Origin of the sequence: Streptococcus mitis (genome assembly GCF_047462815.1) — a bacterium.
GTDB lineage: Bacteria > Bacillota > Bacilli > Lactobacillales > Streptococcaceae > Streptococcus > Streptococcus mitis_DO.
The window spans coordinates 103501-127129 of the sequence record NZ_JASHFB010000006.1; the positions used below are offsets into that span (position 1 = coordinate 103501).

15 protein-coding genes are annotated in these 23629 nt (G+C 39.6%); 13 read left to right on the forward strand and 2 right to left on the reverse strand.

The genetic code is table 11. From position 1 onward, the window contains the following. Positions 1 to 138: 138 nt before the first annotated feature. A complete protein-coding gene (locus QM865_RS04635) occupies positions 139 to 7317 on the forward strand; it encodes an Ig-like domain-containing protein (protein WP_414306117.1) in 7179 nt (2392 codons plus the stop codon). A 179-nt stretch (positions 7318 to 7496) separates the two neighbouring features. Here the strand turns inward: QM865_RS04635 and QM865_RS04640 are convergent, their stop codons facing one another. Further along, positions 7497 to 7856: a DUF3397 domain-containing protein gene (locus tag QM865_RS04640; RefSeq protein WP_414306118.1), complete on the reverse strand. Its 360-nt coding sequence runs from the start codon at positions 7854 to 7856 to the stop codon at positions 7497 to 7499. A gap of 91 nt (positions 7857 to 7947) precedes the next feature. On the opposite strand from QM865_RS04640, the gene QM865_RS04645 reads away from it, so the two are divergent. The 5 genes from QM865_RS04645 to QM865_RS04665 are packed head-to-tail and all read left to right on the forward strand — an operon-like array spanning position 7948 to position 12646. Next, positions 7948 to 8904, forward strand: coding sequence for a TIGR01212 family radical SAM protein (locus QM865_RS04645; protein ID WP_414306127.1), 957 nt, complete (start codon positions 7948 to 7950; stop codon positions 8902 to 8904). Then, the gene (locus QM865_RS04650) at positions 8888 to 9445 is read left to right on the forward strand and encodes a class I SAM-dependent methyltransferase (RefSeq protein ID WP_414306119.1); all 558 of its coding nucleotides are present in this window, start codon (positions 8888 to 8890) and stop codon (positions 9443 to 9445) included. The genes QM865_RS04645 and QM865_RS04650 overlap by 17 nt, the downstream gene beginning before the upstream one ends. After that, positions 9438 to 9692: a hypothetical protein gene (locus QM865_RS04655; protein ID WP_000361085.1), complete on the forward strand. Its 255-nt coding sequence runs from the start codon at positions 9438 to 9440 to the stop codon at positions 9690 to 9692. Before QM865_RS04650 ends, QM865_RS04655 begins: the two co-directional genes overlap by 8 nt. Positions 9693 to 9703: 11 nt before the next feature. Next, complete coding sequence (locus QM865_RS04660; RefSeq protein ID WP_414306120.1) at positions 9704 to 11758, forward strand: cation:proton antiporter; 2055 nt, start codon at positions 9704 to 9706, stop codon at positions 11756 to 11758. Positions 11759 to 11785: 27 nt separating this feature from the next. Beyond that, positions 11786 to 12646 (forward strand): YihY/virulence factor BrkB family protein, encoded by an 861-nt coding sequence (locus QM865_RS04665; RefSeq protein WP_414306121.1) that lies wholly within the window; start codon positions 11786 to 11788, stop codon positions 12644 to 12646. 75 nt (positions 12647 to 12721) lie between these two features. On the opposite strand, the gene queA is transcribed toward QM865_RS04665, so the two are convergent. Then, entirely contained in the window at positions 12722 to 13750 is a 1029-nt protein-coding gene (gene queA / locus QM865_RS04670; RefSeq protein ID WP_414306122.1) for a tRNA preQ1(34) S-adenosylmethionine ribosyltransferase-isomerase QueA, read from the reverse strand. A 150-nt stretch (positions 13751 to 13900) separates the two neighbouring features. Between queA and QM865_RS04675 the strand changes: the two genes are divergently transcribed. From QM865_RS04675 to QM865_RS04705, 7 genes are all read left to right on the forward strand, one after another. Further along, positions 13901 to 14608 carry a glucosamine-6-phosphate deaminase gene (locus tag QM865_RS04675; RefSeq protein WP_004269928.1) on the forward strand — a complete coding sequence of 236 codons (708 nt, stop codon included), beginning with the start codon at positions 13901 to 13903 and terminating at the stop codon, positions 14606 to 14608. 159 nt (positions 14609 to 14767) lie between these two features. Further along, a complete protein-coding gene (gene rpsU, locus QM865_RS04680) occupies positions 14768 to 14944 on the forward strand; it encodes a 30S ribosomal protein S21 (protein WP_000048054.1) in 177 nt (58 codons plus the stop codon). 236 nt (positions 14945 to 15180) lie between these two features. Then, positions 15181 to 16116 carry an HPr(Ser) kinase/phosphatase gene (gene hprK, locus QM865_RS04685; protein WP_000115157.1) on the forward strand — a complete coding sequence of 312 codons (936 nt, stop codon included), beginning with the start codon at positions 15181 to 15183 and terminating at the stop codon, positions 16114 to 16116. Further along, positions 16109 to 16897 carry a prolipoprotein diacylglyceryl transferase gene (gene lgt, locus QM865_RS04690; RefSeq protein WP_414306123.1) on the forward strand — a complete coding sequence of 263 codons (789 nt, stop codon included), beginning with the start codon at positions 16109 to 16111 and terminating at the stop codon, positions 16895 to 16897. Before hprK ends, lgt begins: the two co-directional genes overlap by 8 nt. Next, positions 16898 to 17281, forward strand: a complete 384-nt coding sequence (locus tag QM865_RS04695; protein WP_414306124.1) for a DUF948 domain-containing protein — start codon at positions 16898 to 16900, stop codon at positions 17279 to 17281. Between the two features lie 15 nt (positions 17282 to 17296). Further along, positions 17297 to 17692 carry a YtxH domain-containing protein gene (locus QM865_RS04700; RefSeq protein ID WP_261028115.1) on the forward strand — a complete coding sequence of 132 codons (396 nt, stop codon included), beginning with the start codon at positions 17297 to 17299 and terminating at the stop codon, positions 17690 to 17692. A gap of 398 nt (positions 17693 to 18090) precedes the next feature. Next, a complete protein-coding gene (locus QM865_RS04705) occupies positions 18091 to 23448 on the forward strand; it encodes a YSIRK-type signal peptide-containing protein (RefSeq protein ID WP_414306125.1) in 5358 nt (1785 codons plus the stop codon). The last annotated feature ends 181 nt before the right edge of the window (positions 23449 to 23629 follow it).

Below are 23629 nucleotides of genomic sequence, written 5' to 3' on the forward strand. Positions count from 1 at the left end.
AAAAACAATCCAAAACATTGTTTTTATCTATATTTGATTGACAAATTTTTTATTGGTTATAAAATCGTATTATAAGATAAATATAATAAGTAGCCTGCTCTCTGATAAAATGAAAGCGGTTACCAATAGGAGGATTACATGCAAAAAGGTAATTGGAACAAAAAGAGAGTCTATAGTATTCGAAAATTTTCAGTCGGTGCTTGTTCTGTACTTATAGGAACATGTGCTCTATTATTAGGGGCGAGCCTTAGTCAGGCTTCTTCGGTATATGCCAACGAAAATGCTAAGGATATTGTTTTAACAAACGGGACGAATCATCATCCTGAAGTTAAAGAAGCTACTGAACTTTCAAGTGAACATAAGGTTGAAGGAGTTACGACTGAAAAAGCTAGTGAGCAGCCAGCCGAAGTTGAAAATGTATCTCTAAAGGAAAATGCGGATGGTAGTGATGCTGTAGTAAAACCTCATGCAGATCAACCATTAGTTCCAGCGGCTAATAATCAAGCAGTTCCCTCAGAAGAAGGTAAGGCTGAAGGTGAAAACAAGATAGAAGAGACGAACAAGCCTGAGGAAAGTAAGAAACTTGAAGAAACAAATAAGTCTGAGGACAGCAATAAGATTGAAGAAATAAATAAGACTAAGGTAACCGATAAAACTGAACAAAATCAGCCTGAGGATAAGAAAAATTCTGAAGAAACAAATAAAGCGGAATCACAAGATCGTTCTGTTTCAAAAGATAAGAAGGAATTCAAATCTGCTACGAATGAAGTAGTTGATAAGTTAATTGAAGATAGAAACATTTCCTTCAACCAGAATTGGCACTTTAAACTAAATGCCAATGCAAAGGAAGCTGTTAAACCAGACGCAGATATTACTTCATGGAAAAAAATGGATCTTCCTCATGACTGGAGTATTCATTTTGATTTTGACCATGATTCTCCAGCTCAAAACGAGGGTGGTCAACTGAATGGTGGAGATGGCTGGTATCGGAAAATCTTTAAGTTAGACGAAAAGGACTTAAATAAAGATGTTCGTGTAACCTTTGATGGAGTTTACATGGATTCACAAGTATTCGTCAATGGTCAACTAGTTGGTCACTATCCAAACGGTTACAATCAATTTTCATATGACATTAGTAACTATCTCCATAAAGATGGGCGAGAAAATGTTATTTCTGTTCATGCAGTTAATAAGCAACCAAGTAGTAGATGGTATTCAGGAAGTGGTATCTATCGAGACGTATCATTGCAGGTAACAGATAAGATTCATGTTGAAAAAAATGGGACAACTATTTTAACTCCAAAACTAGAAAGTCAACAAGGAGGAAAAGTTGAAACCCAAGTAAGCAGTAAAATTGTTAATACAGACAATAAAGACCATGAAATTGTAGCAGAGTATCAAATTTTTGAACGAGGTGGGAAGGCAGTTACAGAACTTGTTCGAACTGAGAGTAAAACTCTAAAAGCAAAAGAAACCCTTCATTTGGATTCAGCATTAGAGGTTGAAAAACCAAAATTGTGGACAGTGTCATCTGATAAACCTGCTTTATATGAGATGGTAACTCGTGTTTATAAAGATGGTCAGCTTGTAGATGCTAAAAAAGATTTATTTGCTTATCGCTACTATAACTGGACTCCAGACCAAGGATTCTCTTTGAATGGTGAACACATCAAGTTTCATGGAGTTTCATTGCACCATGATCATGGAGCGCTAGGAGCAGAAGAAAACTATAAGGCCGAATACCGTCGTCTGAAACAGATGAAGGAAATGGGAGTGAATTCGATTCGTACAACCCACAATCCAGCAAGTCCTCAGACCTTGCAAATTGCAGCCGAGCTGGGTTTGCTTGTCCAGGAAGAAGCCTTTGATACTTGGTATGGCGGTAAGAAACCATATGACTATGGTCGTTTCTTTGAAAAAGATGCTACCCACCCTGAAGCAAGAAAAGGTGAAAAATGGTCCGACTACGATCTTCGAACAATGGTAGAAAGAGATAAAAACAATCCTGCTGTTGTCATGTGGTCTATTGGTAACGAAATCGGTGAAGCAGATGGGAAAGCCCATTCACTAGCAACTGTCAAACGCTTGGTGAAAGTGGTGAAATCTGTTGATAAGACACGTTATGTAACCATGGGAGCTGATAAATTCCGTTTCGGAGATGGAACTGGAGACCATGAAAAGATTGCAGATGAACTGGATGCAGTTGGATTGAATTACTCTGAAGAAAATTATCAAACTCTTCATGCGAAACATCCGAAATGGCTGATTTATGGTTCAGAAACATCTTCAGCAACTCGTACAAGAGGAAGTTATTTCCATCCAGAGAGTGAGTGGGTAGGAAGTAACCAATATTGGCGTAATTACGAACAATCCGATTATGGTAATGATCGTGTTGGTTGGGGTAAAACTGCTACAGCATCCTGGACCTTCGATAGAGATCATTCAGGATATGCTGGACAATTCATTTGGACCGGCACGGATTATATTGGTGAACCAACACCATGGCACAATCAAAATAGTACACCGGTAAAAAGTTCCTACTTTGGTATTGTTGATACCGCAGGTATTCCAAAAAATGACTATTATCTCTACCAAAGTCAGTGGGTTTCTGCCAAGAAAAAACCAATGGTTCATTTACTGCCTCACTGGAACTGGGAAAAGACTGAATTGGCAGATAATGTTGCAGACGCTGAAAATCGAATCCCAGTTAGAGCCTATTCCAATGCTGCTAGTGTTGAATTGTTCTTAAATAATGAGTCACTAGGTCTTAAAAAATTCAACAAAAAACAAACAAGTGACGGTCGAATATATCAAGAAGGTGAAAATCCTCAAGAACTATACTTGGAGTGGAAAGTCGCTTATAAACCGGGAACTTTGGAAGCGGTAGCTCGAGATGAGTCTGGCAAGGAAATTGCTCGTGATAAGATTGTAACTGCTGGTGAACCTGCAGGTGTCCGTTTGGTTAAGGAAGAAAATGCAATCGCTGCAGATGGAAAAGATTTGACTTATATCTATTACGAAATTGTAGATAGCAAGGGTAATGTTGTACCAACTGCTAACAATCTAGTTCACTTCCAACTTCATGGACAAGGTCAACTGGTTGGTGTGGATAATGGTGAGCAAGCTAGTCGTGAACGTTATAAAGAACAAGCAGATGGTTCTTGGATTCGTAGAGCTTTCAATGGTAAAGGGGTAGCGATTGTTAAATCGACTGATCAAGCAGGTAAATTTACCCTCACAGCATATTCAGGCTTGTTGAAATCAGATCAAGTTACAGTTTTTACAGGTAAGTCAGACCAGTCAGAAAAAACTGTTTTAGGAACAGAAATACCAAAAGTTCGGACAGTTTTAGGTCAAAAACTTAAAATGCCTCAGACAGTGCCATTTGTCTATAGTGATGGTAGTCGTGAAAAACGACCTGTAACCTGGTCTCAAGCAGATGTCAGTCAAGCTGGAACTGTAACTGTAAAAGGTGTGTCTGATGGGCGTGAAGTTGAGGCTCGTGTTGAAGTTCTTACAATTGCGAATGAACTTCCAGCTGTTAAACGCATGGCACCTGGAACAGACTTGAGCTCTGTGGATAAACTTGTTTCACTTGTTTCATCAGATGGTCGTATTCACAATTACGAAGTTGAAAATTGGGAAATTTCACCAGAAGATAAAGAGAAGCTGTCTACTCCAGGGGCACATATCCAGATGACTAGCCAATTAGGAGATAGAACCATCCACGCTACTTTGATAGTTGATGACGGTAAGGAATTGGCTCAAGTTACATCAACTATAGCAGTAGGTGGTGAAAGTGTTACGGAACTTTCAAATGAACATCCTGTCCATTATCACAAACTTTCTTATGGTGCAAAAATTCCAGAAGTCAGTGCTAGTGCTGAAAATGCTGATGTGAAGGTCATTCAGGCAAATGAGTCCAATGGAATGCGTGCTAGTATCTATGTTCAACCTAAAGATGGTGGACAATTACAAACTTATGCGGTTCAGTTCCTTGTTGATTCTCCACAAATTGAAAGCTTGAGTCTCAGAGTAGATCAAACTGCTAGCCTCAAAGAAGATCAAACTGTTAAAATGACAGTTTTAGCCCGTTATCAGGATGGAACTGAAGCTGTTTTACCAACCGATAAGGTGACTTTCTCAAGCCAAGGCGAGGGAGGAGTCTCTGTTAATAAGGGAATGCTAGAGTTGCATAAACCGGGCAGCCTCACTTTACAAGCTCAATATGAAGATGCAAAAGGAGAACTTCCTCTAACGATTGCAGAAAATACTGAAGAGAAAGTTGTCCAGGCTATTCGTCCAGTTAACCTTGTGACAGATTTGCACCAAACACCAAATCTTCCATCTACAGTAACAGTTGAGTACGATAAAGGATTTCCAAAAGTTCATAAGGTGGTTTGGGATACGATTCCATCTGAAAAATTAAATCACTATCATACTTTCGAAGTTCTTGGTAAGGTTGAAGGATTGAATCAAGAAGCGCGTGCGACAGTATCAGTAGAAGGAATTGTATCAGTGGAAGATGTGAGCATCACAACACCAATTGCTGAAGCACCAACCTTGCCAGAGAGTGTCCGTACTTATTATTCAAATGGCCAAGTATCTTCAGCTAAGGTGGCTTGGGATACTATTGATGCAAGCCAGTATGCAAAAGAAGGAATCTTTACTGTAACAGGCCATGTGGAAGGAACACAGCTGACAACTAAATTACATGTTCGTGTATCCAATCAAACGGAAATTGGAAATAATATTTCAGACCAATGGACAGGTTCAGAATTACCACTTGCCTTTGCATCAGATTCTCATTCTTATGACCCAGTATCTAATGTAAATGATAAAGTGATTTCTTACGGTGATCAGCCTGCAAATCGTTGGTCAAACTGGAAACGTTCTGAAGAAGCTTCAGTAGGAGTACTCTTTGGAGATTCAGGTATTTTGACAAAACGTTCGGTCGATAACTTGAATGTAGCATTTTATGAAGATAGCGGTGTAGGTGCTCCAAAATCTTACGTCATTGAGTATTATGTTGGTGAAAAAGCTCCAACTGCACCGAAGAATCCTGGTTATGTAGAGGGTGAAAACCACGTATTTAATGACAGTAAAAATTGGAAACCAGTTACAAATCTTAAGGCTCCAGATCAGTTAAAAGCTGGAGAAATGAATCATTTCAGTTTTGACAAGGTGGATACCTACGCGGTACGTATTCGCATGACAAGAGCTGATGATAAACTTGGAACATCCATTACAGAATTACAAGTTTTCTCTAAAAAGGTAGCACCAGCTAAAGAGGCAACTACTAATATCAAGATAGCTGGAAAAGATCTTCCTCACTTTAATCCAGACTTAACAGATTACTATTTAGACTATAGTGATGGAAAAATTCCAGAAGTAACAGCTAGTATCACAAATAATGGACTGGCTACAGTAGTTCCTAGTGTGAAAGAAGGCGATCCTGTCCGTGTTATTGTGAAAGCAGAAAATGGCGATATTCTTGGAGAATACAACCTTCACTTTACAAAAGATAAAGACTTGTTGGCTCGTAAACCAATTGCTGCTGCTAAACAGTCTCAATTGTTGCAACTGGGTCAACCTTTGGAATTGCCAAATAAGGTTCCTGTTTATTTCGCAGGTAAGAGCGGTTATGACGTAAAAGATTTGGCAGTTGAATGGGCAACAGTTCTTGCTTCTAACCTAAGCAAGGCTGGAGAATATACAATTAAAGGCCATGTAGTTGGTAGTGAAGTCCCAGTAGAATTATCTGTTCGAGTAACGGACAAGGTCGGTAGATCACTTTCTGATAATCCAGATTATCTTGCTACTCATAGTCAGGCTTTTGCTTCAGCCACTAATGATTTGGATGACAATTCGAATGACCGTGTAGATTATCTAAATGATAACGACCGAAATCAAGACAACCGTTGGACAAACTGGTCAGCTAATCCATCCGCTAATTCAGAAGTATCAGTTGGTGTTATCTTTAAAAAGAATGGTAAAATTGTGGATAGAAAGGTTTCACAAGCTAAACTAAACTTCTTTGCAGATAGTGGAACAGATGCTCCAGCTAAACTTGTCTTGGAACGATACATTGGTCCTGACTTTGATGTTCCAGTTTACTATTCAAACTATAGCTATGAAGCAAATCATCCATTTAATAACCCTGATAATTGGGAACTTGTTCCTTATTATGCAGACAAAGAAATTCAAGCTGGAGACGAGATCAATGTGACCTTTAAAGCTGTGACTACCAAAGCTATGAGATGGCGCATGGATAGAAAAGCAGATAAAAATGGGGTTGCTTTAACTGAATTAAGTTTCCGAGCACCAAGTGAGCTTGCAAAAGAGAGCACAGAGGGAAGAATTTTAGTAGATGGTAAAGAGCTTCCTGACTTCTCTGAAAATCGTTTCGACTATGAATTGATTTATAAAGGGGAACGTCCAAAAATCACTGTAGAAGGGAAAGATCAAGTTACATCTACAATTGTGGATAGTGGAAGAGAAAATCTTCCTGTATTAGTCCGTTTGGTATCAGAGAGTGGTAAGAATGTCAAAGAATACCGAATTAAATTGACTAAGGAAAAAGTGATAGATGGAAAACTTGTAGCTCCTGCTCAATATGACTTGCCTAGTCTTGAAGTGGTAGACAAAGAATTAAACTTCCAAACTCTTGAACAAAAAGACGATACTCTGCTTGAAGGAGAAGTTCGCCTATTGCAAGAAGGTAAAGTTGGTAAGGAACGTATATTTACATTGATTAATCCTGACGGAAGTAAGGAAGAAAAATTCCGTGAAGTAATACAGACTCCAACAGATCGCATCGTCTTGGTCGGAACAAAAACAGGGACCGCTATTCCGGAAGACGAAGTTAAGAATCTTGTTCTTAAGCAACCAAAACTTATAATTGAGGAAGAAACAATTGACTTCAAGGTTGAAGAGCGTAAGTCTGACAAGTTATATCTAGGCGAAACTCGTATCCTCCAAGAAGGAAGACAAGGTATTCGTGTTCACTTGATTGAAGTAGAAAATGGCAAGCGAACTGAAAAGGAAAGTTATGATAAAGTTATAGCTCAGGACCGTATCGTAGAGGTTGGTACAGCTGGCGAAACAACCAAACCAGTAGCTCAAGAAGCTAAAAAACCACAAGTGTCAGAAAAAGCAGATACAAAACAAATCGCTTCAAGTGAAGCCGATCAAGCTAATAAAGTGCAGTTACCAAATACAGGAAGTACGGCAAGCCAAGCAGCAGTAGCAGCAGGCTTAGCTCTTCTTGGTTTAAGTGCGGGATTAGTAGCTACTAAAGGTAAAAAAGAAGACTAGAAATTTTGATACCTTCTTTATCGTTAAAGATTAGAGAGAAGTTCTTGTCTTAGATAGAAGATAAATTCCTTGGAATATAAGTTTCTAAGGGATTTTCTTTGTATAAAATTGTATAGTGTTATTGTCTATCCTATTTTGTAGAGAAAGCAAAAATCCCTAGAAAATGTTTAGGGATTCGATTATTTCATTAAGAACAATTCAACAATCATCTCGATATACATGACAAGGGTCACTAAGAATCCTGCACGCCAGAAGAATTTGATGAATTTAGGATAGTAAAAGCTACGTTTTTTCAGAAGGAAGAAAAAAACGAGAATAATGGCTAGGACTGAGAGGGCTAGGCCCAGTCTAGGGAGAAAATTATGGGTAAAGGTTTTAGCTGTGATTAGGTAGTACTCAAATATCAAGACTGGAAAAGCCAAATCCGCAAAGTTTCGTCCTAGCTTTTTTAATCTAAAAAGTTTGGTTATGATAATGCAGACTACTAAGGTCAGTATCAATAATAAAATAGATGCTAATTTCATTAAAATCATACCCATATTGTATCATAAAAAATCGCTAATGGAAACGAGAAACAGAGGAATTTATAGGAAAGTCAGGCTTTTGAGATTGTGAATGTTTTTTGTTATAATGAAAGTTATGAAATCTTATAACACCTTGAATGATTATTATCGAAAACTCTTTGGAGAAAAGACCTTTAAAGTCCCTATTAATGCGGGGTTTGACTGTCCCAATCGTGATGGAACTGTGGCTCATGGAGGCTGTACTTTTTGTACGGTTTCAGGTTCTGGAGATGCTATCGTGGCACCGGACGCGCCTATCCGTGAGCAATTTTATAAGGAAATTGACTTTATGCACCGTAAGTGGCCGGATGTTCAGAAGTATCTGGTTTATTTTCAAAATTTCACAAACACCCATGAAAAGGTGGAAGTCATCCGAGAGCGCTATGAGCAGGCTATCAACGAACCGGGTGTAGTAGGAATCAATATTGGAACGCGCCCAGACTGTTTACCAGACGAAACCATCGAATATTTGGCTGAGTTATCGGAACGCATGCATGTGACGGTTGAATTGGGCTTGCAGACCACTTATGAAGTAACCTCTGATCTGATTAACCGTGCCCATTCCTATGAGTTGTACGTGGAAACGGTTAAGCGTTTGAGAAAGTATCCCAAAATTGAGATTGTTTCCCATCTGATCAACGGTTTGCCTGGTGAAACCCATGAGATGATGGTTGAAAATGTTCGCCGCTGTGTCACGGATAACGATATTCAAGGGATTAAATTGCACTTGCTTCACCTGATGACCAATACGCGTATGCAACGAGATTATCACGAAGGACGTTTGCAGTTGATGAGTCAGGATGAATATGTTAAGGTCATCTGTGACCAACTGGAGATCATTCCCAAGCATATCGTCATCCATCGAATCACAGGAGATGCACCTAGAGATATGCTGATTGGTCCTATGTGGAGTCTCAATAAATGGGAAGTCCTCAACAGCATTGAGATGGAAATGCGACGTCGTGGAAGTGTTCAAGGATGCAAGGCTGTAAAACAGGAGTTTGAAAATGAAAAGACCACTTGAGATGGCACATGATTTTTTGGCTGAGGTAGTGACTCAGGATGATATCGTAGTGGATGCAACCATGGGAAATGGTCATGACACGCTTTTTCTAGCCAAGCTAGCTAAGCAAGTCTATGCTTTTGATATTCAGGAGCAAGCCTTGGAAAAGACCCAAGAGCGTTTGCATCAGGCTGCCCTGACAAATGCTCAGTTAATCTTGCAAGGTCATGAGACACTGGATCAGTTTGTGACAAAAGCCAAGGCAGGGATTTTTAATCTGGGCTATTTACCATCAGCTGATAAGTCAGTCATCACCCGACCTCAGACGACTATTGCAGCATTGGAAAAGTTATGTCATTTGCTTGTCAAAGGTGGACGGATTGCTATCATGATCTACTACGGTCATAATGGAGGAGATCTCGAGAGGGATGCTGTCTTGGATTTTGTTAGCCAGTTGAACCAACAAGAGTACACAGCTGCCATTTACCGAACTTTAAACCAAGTCAACAACCCGCCGTTTTTAGTTATGATTGAAAAATTAGAGAGATATAGACATGGATAAACAATACCTACGTGAAAAGCTGGATGCCATGCGCCAGAATTTTGTTGAATCAACCCACCACGAACGAGCGGTGGGTGTGTTAGACCAAGCACATATGAGCAAAAAAATGCTTAAAATCAAGAAAAAATTAGTTGCTCTTGAAATGGAACGGTGCCAGAGAAAAATTGAGCACAAGGATTGTTCCAAGATTGACCAAAAAATCAAAGAGCAGAAGGAGATTTTTGAATCTTGTTGTAAAAAAGATTAAGGAGGAAGTGCGTGGAATTACTGATTTACCTCATCCTATTTTTACTGGTTTTAATTGTCTCAAGTACAACCAATAAGCTCCTGCCCTTTTTGCCTCTCCCTTTGGTGCAGATTCTTTTGGGAATTGTGATTGGTCTCTTTTTACCCAATACCGACTTTCACCTCAATACGGAGTTGTTTTTGGCACTGGTTATCGGGCCCTTGCTTTTCAGAGAGTCGGAAGAAGCGGACATTACAGCTATTTTAAAACACTGGCGAATCATTGTTTATCTCATATTTCCAGTGATTTTCATCTCGACCCTGAGTTTGGGTGGCTTGGCCCATCTTCTTTGGCTCAGTCTTCCCTTGGCGGCTTGCTTGGCTGTTGGGGCAGCTCTTGGCCCTACGGACTTGGTGGCTTTTGCTTCTCTTTCGGAGCGTTTTAGCTTTCCTAAGCGCGTGTCCAATATTTTTAAGGGTGAAGGACTCTTGAATGATGCATCTGGTTTGGTTGCCTTTCAGGTAGCTTTGACAGCTTGGACAACAGGAGCCTTTTCCCTTGGGCAAGCTAGCAGTTCGCTCATCTTTTCAATCCTAGGTGGTTTTTTAATTGGATTTTTAACAGCCATGACCAACCGTTTCCTCCATAGCTTCTTACTAAGTGTGAGAGCGACGGATATTGCCAGTGAACTTTTATTAGAATTGAGTTTGCCTCTGGTGACCTTCTTTCTGGCAGAAGAAGTTCACGTTTCAGGGATTATTGCCGTTGTAGCTGCTGGGATTTTAAAGGCAAGCCGTTTTAAGAAAATTACGCTCCTCGAAGCCCAAGTGGATACGGTGACCGAGACGGTCTGGCATACAGTGAATTTTATGCTGAACGGTTCTGTCTTTGTGATTTTAGGGATGGAGTTGGAAATGATAGCAGAACCTATCTTGACCAATCCAATCTATAATCCCTTACTGTTATTGGTATCTCTTATAGCCCTTACCTTTGTCCTCTTCGCTATTCGTTTTGTCATGATTTATGGCTACTATGCCTATAGGACTAGACGTCTCAAGAAAAAGCTAAATAAGTATATAAAGGACATGCTTCTTTTGACCTTTTCAGGTGTTAAGGGAACGGTGTCGATTGCTACAATCCTTCTGATACCAAGTAATCTAGAACAGGAGTATCCTCTCTTGCTTTTCCTTGTCGCAGGTGTGACGCTTGTAAGCTTTTTAACAGGCCTCGTGGTCTTGCCTCATCTTTCTGATGAACAGGAAGAAAGTAAGGATTATCTCATGCATATCGCCATTTTGAATGAAGTAACGATAGAGTTGGAAAAAGAGTTGGAAGATACCAGAAATAAGCTCCCACTCTATGCGGCTATTGACAATTACCATGGACGAATAGAGAACCTTATCCTGAATCAAGAAAACAAGGGGGCTCAAGAAGACTGGGAGGCCTTGAAACTTCTCATCCTCAGCATTGAAAGTGATGGTTTAGAACAGGCTTACGAAGAGGAAAAGATGAGTGAGCGTGCCTATCGAGTTTACCAACGTTATTTGAAAAACATGGAACAAAGTATCAATCGCAAGTTTGCTTCACGAGTGACCTATTATTTCCTTGTTTCCTTGCGGATTTTACGTTTTCTCCTTCACGAAGTCTTTACCTTTGGCAAGACCTTCCGCAGTTGGAAAAATGAAGAGTCACAGAAACTCAGAGCTCTTGACTATGATCAAATTGCAGAGCTCTATCTAGAAAACACAGAGATGATTATCGAAAGTTTGGAGAACCTTAAAGGGGTTTATAAGAGTTCTTTAATCAGCTTCATGCAGGATTCTCGTCTCCGTGAAACAGCTATTATCACTAGTGGTGCCTTTGTTGAACGGGTTATCAATCGTGTCAAGCCTAACAATATCGATGAAATGCTGAGAGGCTATTATCTGGAGCGCAAGTTGATTTTCGAATACGAAGAAAAACGATTGATTACGACCAAGTATGCCAAGAAGTTACGACAAAATGTCAATAACTTAGAGAACTATTCCTTGAAGGAAGCTGCCAATACCCTGCCTTATGATATGGTGGAATTGGTAAGAAGAAATTAATCAAGATTATAAGTGAAGGAGTGTGACATGAAAAAGTGGTGGAAAGAGCTGATAGATAAGCCTTTATTAAAAGCTTTTTTGCATTATTATCAAGCATCAGATAGTGAGTTGACCAGTGTCGCAGTAGCCTACTATTGGTTGATTTCGATTTTTCCACTTCTTTTGGTGGTGGTCAATATCCTCCCTTATTTTCAGATTCCAGTTTCCAATTTTTTAAAGGTTGTCAATGAATTTTTGCCCGATACCATGTATGATGTGGTTGCAAAGATTATTACAGAAGTGCTGACCCAACCGTCAACGGGTTTATTGAGTTTTGCGGTTTTGTCAGCCCTCTGGACCTTTTCAAAATCTATGAATTTCCTACAGAAAGCTTTTAATAAAGCTTACGGAGTAGCTAAAAATCGTGGGATGATTTCTCATCAACTCATGAGTTTGTTTGTCAGTTTTGGTCTGCAGATTCTCTTTGCCTTAGCTCTTTTTCTGAGTGTCTTTGGCCGTATGCTCCTCAACCTTGTCAAAAGCTATTGGAATTCGGATAGTCCTCTCTTTGATTATCTGCAAGACCTAACAGGTCCCTTGATCTATGCCTTGATTTTTGCTATCTTGGTCATGCTTTATTATTTTCTGCCTAATGTCAAAGTCCGACGGATTCGTTCGGTATTACCAGGTAGTGCCTTTGTCTTGTTGACCCTGGCCTTACTGCTTAATATCTTTTCAGTCTATGTTAACAATTATGTCAATCACCTAGTGGACGTCCGTTTTTTCAGTTCTATTGTCGTGGTGGTCATGATGTTCTGGTTTATTCTCATCGCTAAGATTTTAATTGTCGGCGCGGTAATCAATGCCAGTGTTCAGAGCTTGAAAGATAAGAGCTTGATAAAAAATTAATTCTTTATATATTACAAAACGCATACTATCAGGCTTTATAAAACCTTGATAATATGCGCTTTTTGATTGTGAAAATTAGTAGATAAACATGGCATCACCGAAACTAAAGAAGCGGTAGTGTTCTTGGATGGCATGGTGGTAGGCATCTAAGACCAATTCACGGCCGGCAAAGGCAGAAACCAACATGACCAGAGTTGATTTTGGCAGATGGAAGTTGGTTGAGAAGGCATCTACGACCTTCCACTCATAGCCAGGTTTAATAAAGATATTGGTCCAGCCAGAATCTGCTTGGATTTGCCCATCAAACTTGGAACCAATAGTCTCCAAGGTGCGGATAGAAGTGGTTCCGACAGCGATGACACGACCACCATTTTCTTTAACAGAGCGAAGGATGGCAGCAGCTTCCTCAGAAAGTTGATAGAATTCTGAGTGCATTTCATGTTCGTCCAGATTGTCAACTGAAACGGGTCTAAAGGTACCGAGTCCGACATGGAGAGTCAGATAGACTAGATGAACACCCTTAGCTTGGATTTCTGCCAGCAGTTCTTTGGTGAAGTGAAGACCAGCAGTTGGTGCTGCTGCAGAGCCACTTTCCTTGGCGTAAACAGTTTGATAGCGTTCACGGTCATCCAGTTTTTCGTGGATATATGGTGGCAGAGGCATTTCTCCCAGACTTTCCAAGACTTCTAGGAAAATTCCTTGGTATTCAAAGCGGACAATGCGGCCCCCGTGAGTCAATTCTTTCGTAACAACAGCGCTGAGACGGCCATCACCAAAGCTGACACGAGTACCGACCTTGAGGCGTTTGGCAGGTTTAGCCAGAACTTCCCACTCATCTCCAGCAGTATTTTTGAGCAGGAGAAGTTCCACATGGCCTCTAGTTTCTTCCTTTTGACCATAGAGGCGGGCAGGGAGAACTCGGGTGTCGTTCATGACAAGGGCATCACCAGGTTCCAGCATATCAATAATAGAGTGGAAGTGTTTATCCTGCATTTCTCCCGTCTCACGGTTGACGATGAGGAGTTTAGAGGCATCTCGTTTTTCAAGGGGTGTTTGGGCAATCAATTCTTCAGGCAAGTGGAAATCAAAATCAGCTGTATTCATATATCTGTTCATTCTTTCTAAGTTCTAATCCTATCCATTATAACATGTTTCAAGTATAGTCGCTCTTTTTTTAGAAATTAAATCGTTTTCACTTGACAAAAATTGGTCTATACCATATAATAAATATAGATTAAAGCGGAGGATGAAAAGATGAAAGTCATTAAAGTTGAAAACCAAATCGAAGGTGGAAAAGTTGCTTTTGAGATTTTGAAGGAAAAAATAGCCAACGGTGCTAAAACCCTAGGACTTGCGACAGGAAGTAGCCCACTTGAATTTTACAAGGAAATTGTTGAGAGTGACCTTGATTTTTCAAATCTAACCAGTGTCAACCTTGATGAGTATGTAGGACTTGATGGAGACAATCCACAATCTTACCGTTACTTCATGCAAGAAAACTTGTTTAACCAAAAACCATTTAAAGAAAGTTTCTTGCCACGTGGTGTTAAGGACAATGCTGAAGCTGAAGTTGAACGCTACAACCAAATTTTGGCTGACCATCCAGTTGACCTCCAAATCTTGGGAATCGGTCGCAATGGACATATCGGCTTTAATGAGCCTGGCACTCCATTTGACAGTCAAACTCACCTTGTAGAGCTTGACCAGTCTACTATCGAAGCCAATGCTCGCTTCTTTGACAAGATTGAAGATGTCCCAACTCAAGCCATTTCAATGGGGATTAAAAATATCTTGGATGCCAAGTCAATCCTTCTCTTTGCTTACGGTGAGTCGAAAGCAGAAGCAATTGCCGGAACCGTGTCTGGCCCAGTGACTGAGAATCTCCCAGCAAGTAGCCTCCAAAATCACCCTGATGTGACGATCATCGCAGATGCTGAAGCGCTCAGCTTACTTGAAAAATAAAAAAGCAGCATCCTTCAGTTCTTCTATTGAACGCTTTCAAGACTTGTATAACTTGTATAAATGGAAGAAAAAATCAAAATTAAACCGGATTTTTTCTTGACAATTATTCCTTTTACGTGTAAAATAGAATAGATCTTGAACTTGAAGGGAGTGAAAAAAATGTCTAAAACAGTAGTACGTAAGAATGAATCTCTTGACGACGCACTTCGTCGTTTCAAACGTGCGGTTACTAAAGCTGGTACTCTTCAAGAAACACGCAAACGTGAATTCTATGAAAAACCTTCTGTAAAACGTAAACGTAAATCAGAAGCAGCTCGTAAACGTAAAAAATTCTAATTAGAAATGAAAGGCTGGAGAAATCTAGTCTTTTTTCTTTTAATACTCTTCGAAAATCAAATTCAAACCATGTCAACGTCGCCTTGCCGTACTCAAGTACAGCCTGCGGCTAGTTTCCTAGTTTGCTCTTTGATTTTCATTGAGTATAAATAAATACTTCAAAGCCTGCAAAAATCTCAAATATCCTCCTATAATTTGATATAATAGAGAGAAGAACTCATTTGAAGGAGGAAATGATGTCGGTTTTAGTAAAAGAAGTGATTGAAAAGCTTAGACTAGACATTGTCTATGGCGAACCAGAATTACTTGAAAAGGAAATTAATACTGCGGACATTACGCGACCTGGTCTTGAAATGACAGGCTATTTTGACTATTATACGCCTGAGCGAATCCAGCTCTTGGGAATGAAGGAGTGGTCCTATCTCGTTTCGATGTCCTCTCACAACCGTTACCAAGTCTTGAAAAAAATGTTTCTACCTGAGACACCTGCGGTCATTGTTGCTCGTGGTTTGGTGGTTCCTGAGGAGATGCTAAAGGCAGCTAGAGAATGTAAGATTGCTATTTTAACTAGCCGTACGGCGACCAGTCGATTGTCTGGAGAGTTATCTAGTTATCTGGATTCACGTTTGGCAGAACGTACCAGTGTGCACGGTGTCTTGATGGATATCTATGGTATGGGTGTCTTGATTCAGGGCGATAGTGGCATCGGTAAGAGTGAGACAGGTCTAGAGCTTGTCAAACGTGGTCACCGCTTGGTAGCTGATGACCGGGTCGATATCTTTGCCAAGGACGAGATTACTCTTTGGGGTGAACCTGCTGAAATCTTGAGACACCTGATTGAAATTCGTGGGGTTGGGATTATCGATGTTATGAGCCTCTACGGTGCGAGTGCCGTCAAGGATTCTTCACAAGTACAGCTGGCTGTTTACTTGGAAAACTATGATACACATAAGACCTTTGATCGTCTAGGAAATAATGCAGAGGAACTTGAAATTTCTGGCGTATCTATTCCTCGTATTCGTATTCCAGTTAAAACAGGTCGTAATATTTCTGTTGTGATTGAGGCTGCTGCCATGAATTATCGTGCCAAGGAAATGGGCTTTGATGCGACTCGTTTGTTCGAAGAACGCTTGACCAATCTTATTGCTCAAAACGAGGTGCCTAATGCTTGATCCAATTGCTATTCATCTAGGCCCTCTAGCCATTCGTTGGTATGCCTTGTGTATTGTGACAGGCTTGATTCTTGCGGTTTATTTGACCATGAAAGAAGCACCTAGAAAGAAGATCATACCAGACGATATTTTAGATTTCATCCTGATAGCTTTTCCTTTGGCTATTTTAGGAGCACGTCTCTATTATGTTATTTTCCGTTTTGATTACTATAGTCAGAACTTGGGAGAAATTTTTGCCATTTGGAATGGTGGTTTGGCTTTTTACGGTGGTTTGATAACTGGGGCTATTGTACTCTATATCTTTGCTGATCGTAAACTCATCAATACTTGGGATTTCCTAGATATTGCGGCGCCTAGCGTCATGATTGCCCAAAGTTTGGGTCGCTGGGGCAATTTCTTTAACCAAGAAGCCTATGGTGCAGCAGTGGATAATCTGGATTATCTACCTGGCTTTATTCGTGACCAGATGTATATTGAGGGGAGCTATCGTCAGCCAACCTTCCTTTATGAGTCTCTATGGAATCTACTTGGATTTACTTTAATTTTGATATTCAGACGAAAATGGAAGAGTCTCAGACGAGGTCATATCACTGCCTTTTACTTGATTTGGTATGGTTTCGGTCGTATGGTTATTGAAGGCATGCGGACAGATAGCCTCATGTTCTTTGGACTTCGAGTGTCTCAATGGCTTTCAGTTGTCCTTATTGGTCTCGGTATTTTTATCATTCTATATCAAAATCGAAAGAAGGCCCCTTACTATGTTACAGAGGAGGAAAACTAAATGTTAGAAGTTGCATATATTCTTGTAGCCCTTGTTTTGATTGTATTTTTAGTATATCTAATCATTACTGTACAAAAGCTTGGCCGTGTTATCGATGAAACAGAGAAGACGATTAAAACCTTGACTTCAGATGTGGATGTGACCTTGCATCACACCAATGAATTGCTGGCTAAGGTCAATGTCTTGGCAGATGATATCAATGTTAAGATGGCAACGATTGATCCACTCTTTAATGCTGTTGCAGATTTATCTCTATCTGTTTCAGACCTCAATGACCATGCGCGTGTCTTGAGCAAGAAAGCTTCATCAGCTGGTTCAAAAACACTCAAGACTGGTGCAAGTTTATCAGCTCTTCGTCTTGCAAGTAAATTTTTCAAAAAATAAAAAAGGAGAATCCTTATGGGTAAACTATCCTCAATCCTTTTAGGAACCGTTTCAGGTGCAGCTCTTGCCTTGTTTTTAACAAGCGATAAGGGCAAACAAATTTGCAGTCAGGCTCAAGATTTTCTAGATGATTTGAGAGAAGATCCTGAGTATGCCAAGGATCAGGTCTGTGAAAAACTGACAGAAGTTAAGGAGCAGGCTACAGATTTTGTTCTGAAAACCAAAGAACAGGTTGAGTCAGGTGAAATCACTGTGGACAGTGTCCTTGCTCAAGCCAAATCATGTGCTCGCCAAGCGACAGAAGCATCAAAAAATCAATTCAATAATCTCAAGGAGCAATGGCAAGAAAAGGCCGAAACTCTTGACCAATCAGAAGAAATTGTGATTGATATCAAAGAAGAAAAAATCTAGATTTGATGAGACTGGGCAAAAACTCAATTCTCGGAGAAAATGAAGTAGATTTTCCCACAATAAAACGCATAGTATTAAGGTTTTCAAGACCTGATATTATGCGTTTTTTGATTTTGAAAACTTTTTGACAAACCTTTTTTAAAACACATGAGTGTTATGATTTTTTATGGTATAATGGCAGTGTTGAAAGTAAAATATTTACATTTTTTTATATTTTACTGATATTTTAGTAATATTAAGCAATCCATTTTTCTATGATTAGAAATCAATGTAGTAGCTTATAATCAAGTAGAGGAAAAGCTCTAAAATTTTAGTCAAGAAATGATCTAGTATTTTGTCAAGGCAAAATATTAGAACCCTCTATTTTGTAAAAAATAGTTAGAAAGAAAGTTGGTAAAATGAAAGATATTTTTAATAAACGTCAACGTTTTTCGATTCGAAAGTTTTCTGTTGGAGTGGCTTCTGTATTAATAGGAATTGCCTTGTTTACACCATCTCAGGGAGTACTTGCTTCTACGGAAAATTCTCTACCTTCTGTGGAGAAAAGAGAAGCAGTGCAAACTATATCAGATAATCAAAATAATCCTTCTTCTGAGTTAGATACCAGAGATGTTCCAATAGGATCTACAAGGACTACAGAACCCGTCAGATCTGGGGATAAGGAAAATAATAGCTTGACCACAAGGGATTTCGTGGCGGGTGAAGACAGATCAAGCACTCCAGCGGTGAGAGCAGCATCGAATCCTTCCGAGGTTAAAAAGTATGAATTAACTGATGAGTATGCTAAGCAAATAAAAGCAGGAGTAATCGGTTCAGAAGGTAATAAGCTTGATAGTTTATTGTTAAACGGCCCTCAATTAAGTCCAGAATCTTATACAGATAATGACTACTTGAAGGATAAAGAAGAACTTTATATTTATGAAAAAGACGGGAAAAAGTATGTAGGCTATAATAGTCATCCCTTATTAGAAGATACTGATGGTGATGGTATTATTGACAGTAAAGAAAAGCCAGATGAAAAATTAAAATGGAATGTCAGTGAGCGCGATATGATTATGTTCATGGAATTGTCCTACCGTGATGATAATTATATCGATAGAGTGTTGGATCATAAGAAACCTTTAACAGAGTCAGAGTTATATAAAAAGAATGGTGATAGGAAGCCACGTTATGAATATATGATGATGAATAAGGAATTGGGACCTTATTGGGAAAGGAAGAAAAGTTATCATACATCTAGCGGACTAGATGCTGTCTTGTATGAAACTAAGAGTGATTTCTCATATTTACCAAATGGAACTGCACAAGTGTTAGCATTTCGTGGAACAAGTGATGTGAAAGATATTAAAGCAGATATCACTCTGGGAACAGGAAGAAATCCTCAACAGGGGATAGATGCAGAAAATATCATGCGTGAACTAGCTAAAGATAAGAGCATTACCAATCTTTATTTAACAGGACATTCTTTAGGAGGATATTTAGTACAACGGGCAATGGTTGAAGCCTATGAGTTGGCATATTCTGACAGCAGAGTCATGTCTCCTAAAGAACAGTTGGCTTATAGAAACTTTTATAACAATGTCTTAAAAAAAGGAACAACATTCAATGCTCCAAAAGTTGTGACAAGTTTGGTTTCTAGTCGTGACTTTTGGCAGAAAGGTCTAGATAGCAAAAAAATAGCTAAGTCAGGGAAATTGACTCATTATATTGTTGATAATGATTCGACGATAAGAAAAGGCGTCAGCAATGATAGTGATGTTGTTATAAATGTTGGACGAACCAGCGGAGGTCATAGTTCACGTTCTTATTTTGAAGCCGATATGATTAATAGACGATCAGAGTTTATATCTGGGAAACGAATTTCTTTAGATGGGACAGGTTATCAAGATAAAAAAATTACAACGGTTAAATCTGTAGAAAAAGTTGGAGAAACTGCTGTATACAGTAAACGCGGAGATGACATCATTAAGTCAACAACTGTTAGTATCAAAGATCCTGATACAGGGCAGATTACTAAAAATACACTTGATGAAGTGTTCAAGAAAGATGGTGCTAAATCTACAGTTGTTGTTACGCCAATCCAGCCAAGTGTCCGTTATGAAAAAGACGCCACAAGAGCCAAAGGCGAAGCAAAAATCACAGTAGGTGGTACTTCAGGTACAAGCACAGTCACTACAACCTATACTGTGAATCCGACAGATGGCAGTCTCATTCCACATGAAGGCCAACCAGTTATCAAACCTTCAACTCCTACAGTGGTCAAAGTTCCAGCTAAAGATGAGGTTGAATACCTTAAAGAACGCGATAATGTTGTTAAGAAGACTACAACTTACGCGGTCAATGCAAGTACAGGTGTTCTTACCCCAACAGAGAAAAAGGAAGTGTTCAAGAAAGACGGAGCTAAGGCTAAGGTTGTTGTTACGTCAATAGAGACAAGTATTCGTTACGAGAAAGACACTACAAGAGCCAAAGATGAAGCTAAAATCACAGAAGCTGGTACTCCAGGAACTAGAACAGTAACCACAACCTATACAGTTAAACCTACAGATGGCAGCCTCATTCCACATGAAGGTCAACCAGTTATCAAACCTTCAACCCCTACAGTGGTCAAAGTTCCAGCTAAAGATGAGGTTGAATACCTTAAAGAAGGCGATAATGTTGTTAAGAAGACTACAACTTACGCAGTCAATGCAAGTACAGGTGTTCGTACCCCAACTGAGAAAAAGGAAGTGTTCAAGAAAGACGGAGCTAAGGCTAAGGTTGTTGTTACGTCAATAGAGTCAAGTATTCGTTATGAGAAAGATGCCACAAGAGCCAAAGATGAAGCTAAAATCACAGAAGCTGGTACTCCAGGAACTAAAACAGTAACTACCACTTATGCTGTGAATCCGACAGATGGTAACCTCATTCCACATGAAGGAAAACCAGTTATCAAATCTTCAACTCCTACAGTGGTCAAGGTCCCAGCTAAAGATGAGGTTGAATACCTCAAAGAAGGTGATAATGTTGTTAAGAATACTACAACTTACGCAGTCAATCCAAACACAGGTGTCCTTACCCCAACAGAGAAAAAGGAAGTGTTCAAGAAAGATGGAGCCAAGGCTAAGATTGTCGTTACGTCAATAGAGTCAAGTATTCGTTATGAGAAAGATGCCACAAGAGCCAAAGATGAAGCTAAAATCACAGAAGCTGGTACTCCAGGAACTAGAACAGTAACCACAACCTATACAGTTAAACTTACAGATGGCAGTCTCATTCCACATGAAGAACCGGCAGTAGTAGTTCCATCAAAACCGACAGTGGTTAAAGTGCCAGCTAAGGATGAGGTTGAATACCTCAAAGAAGGCGATGATGTTGTTAAGAATACTACAAGCTACGAAGTCAATGCAAGTACCGGTGCCCTTACTCCAACAGTAAGGAAAGACATTGCCAGTCCAAATGGCGTTAAATCCAAAGTCGTAACCAAAATAATTCCGGTAACAACACGGTATGAAGCAGATAAAACCAAAGATGTAGGAACTAATACGGTTACTAATAATGGATCTGAAGGTAAGATAGTAAAAACAACATCAACACTTGTTAATGAAACTAATGGTACGGTAACGGATGGAACACCGGTCGTTAGTAGAACAGAAATGGTACCAAAAGTTGTTAAAGTTGGTGCCAAAGACAAAGTAGTAGAAACACCAATTGAACCAGAAGTTGAGTATGTTAAAGATGTTGAAAAAGACTTCGGTACACCAGATCAGCGTACTGAGGGTGAAAAAGGTAAAACAGTTACTACAACCACTTACGATGTAAATCCAAACGACGGTTATATCACAGAGCACGTTGGTAATCCAGTTGTCACCCCAGCAGGTAAGACAATCGTTAAAGTAGGAGCTAAAACTAAGGTTGAACGTAATAAGGATGACCAGGGTCGTGATGTGATTGATACCACTACCTATGAAGTTGATCCAAAAACAGGTAAGGTAACTCCGAAAACAGTTCGAACTTATGGAACAAGGAAAGAACCAACGACTGAGACAAGACCTGTACCATCCCCTGTTGTCTATGAAAAAGACGATAGTCGTGACAAAGATTTAGAACCAGTTCGAAAAGAAGGAACTCCTGGAGAAGACACCATCACCACAACGTACACAGTAGATCCTAATACTGGAAAGATTACAGCAAGTGAAGGTCAACCAGTTCGTACGAAAGAACCAACTAATACTATTGTCAAAGTCGCAGCGAAGGATAAAGTAGAAACAACAGCAATCCCATCACCTAAGAAGTATGTGAAAGATGATACACGCGACAAAGATCAACCGAATGTGGAAGAAGCAGGACAAGCAGGTTCAAGCACTACCACAACAACATATAGTGTTGATTCTACTACAGGCGCTATTACAGAAAGAGTAGGAAAACCAGTAGTAGTGAATCCAACAGAAACAATTGTCAAAGTTGCAGCGAAGGACAAAGTCGTAGAAACACCGATTGAACCAGAAGTGGAATACGTTAAAGATGTTGAAAAAGACTTCGGTACACCAGCTCAGCGTACTGAGGGTGAAAAAGGTAAAACAGTTACTACAACCACTTACGATGTAGATCCAAAGGACGGTCATATCATAGAACACGTTGCTAATCCAGTTGTCACCCCAGCAGGTAAGACAATCGTTAAAGTAGGAGCTAAAACTAAGGTTGAACGTAATAAGGATGACCAGGGTCGTGATGTGATTGATACCACTACCTATGGAGTTAATCCACAAACAGGTAAGGTAACTCCTACAACGGTTCGAACTTATGGGAAAGCGAAAGAACCAAAAGTAGAGTTAGAACAAGCTCCTAAGACAGGTGATGTTACAGTAACACCGAAGAAGCGAGATGACTCAACATATCCATCAGGAACTAAGGTAGAAATCTCAGGTGAAGATGGAAAAGGTAAAGTACCCAACAGTGAATTGCCAGAAGGTAAAGTGCAGGGAACAGGTAAGATTACAGAACCAGTAAAACCAACGAAAGAAGTTCCTAATGTAACAACGCCAGCACATAAGACACCAACACTAGATATTGATCAAAATCCTAAGACAGGTGATGTTACAGTAACACCGAAAAAACCAGATAGTTCAACATATCAACCAGGAACTAAGGGAGAAATCCCAAGTGAAAATGGAGAAGGTAAAGTTCCAGGTACAGGTAAGATTACTGAACCAGGTAAACCAGCTGTGGAAGTTCCAGTAGACAATCCAGCTAAGGTAACAATTTTTGAAAACGGTGTATTACCGGATTCAATTGAATTGCCAGAGCTAATGATTGAGGTTCGCTGGATTGATGAAGATGGAAATGTATTGAAATCATTCGTTAAGACAGGCAATGAAAAGGATGCTGAACATAGATCAATTCCAGGATATGAATTTGTACGAACTGTGATAGCTGAAAATGAACCAGTAATGACCCACATTTTCAGAAAAGTAAGTGGAAGTACAAATCCAAATACAATTCCAGAAACCCCAGTCATACCTGCTATTAATGGAAATTCTGGTCAAGATACAGCTGCACCAACAACTCCAATTCCAGATGAAGTTACTCAGAATACAACTCATGAAGATACTACTGATGCTATTGATAATGGAGTTAAATCAAGTGATTCTCAAAATGTATTACCAAATACAGGAACTGAATCAAATGCGACTTTTACATCTCTAGGACTTCTTGGCATGTTAAGTGGTATAGGGGTTGTATTTGGAAAGAAAAAGAAGACTAGAGTAAAAATGTAGTCAAAATATGAACTGTTCATTGTTAAGTTGACAATGAATCGTAAAAGATCAAGAAACAGCCTTGTTCCTCATTTCAAGAGGTGCAAGGCTGTTCTTGCATTCTCGAAAAAGTAGATATCAATATTCGTATCAAGATATTAAAAAATTGTGTTGTTGCAAATCTTGGTTTTCAGTTTTATAG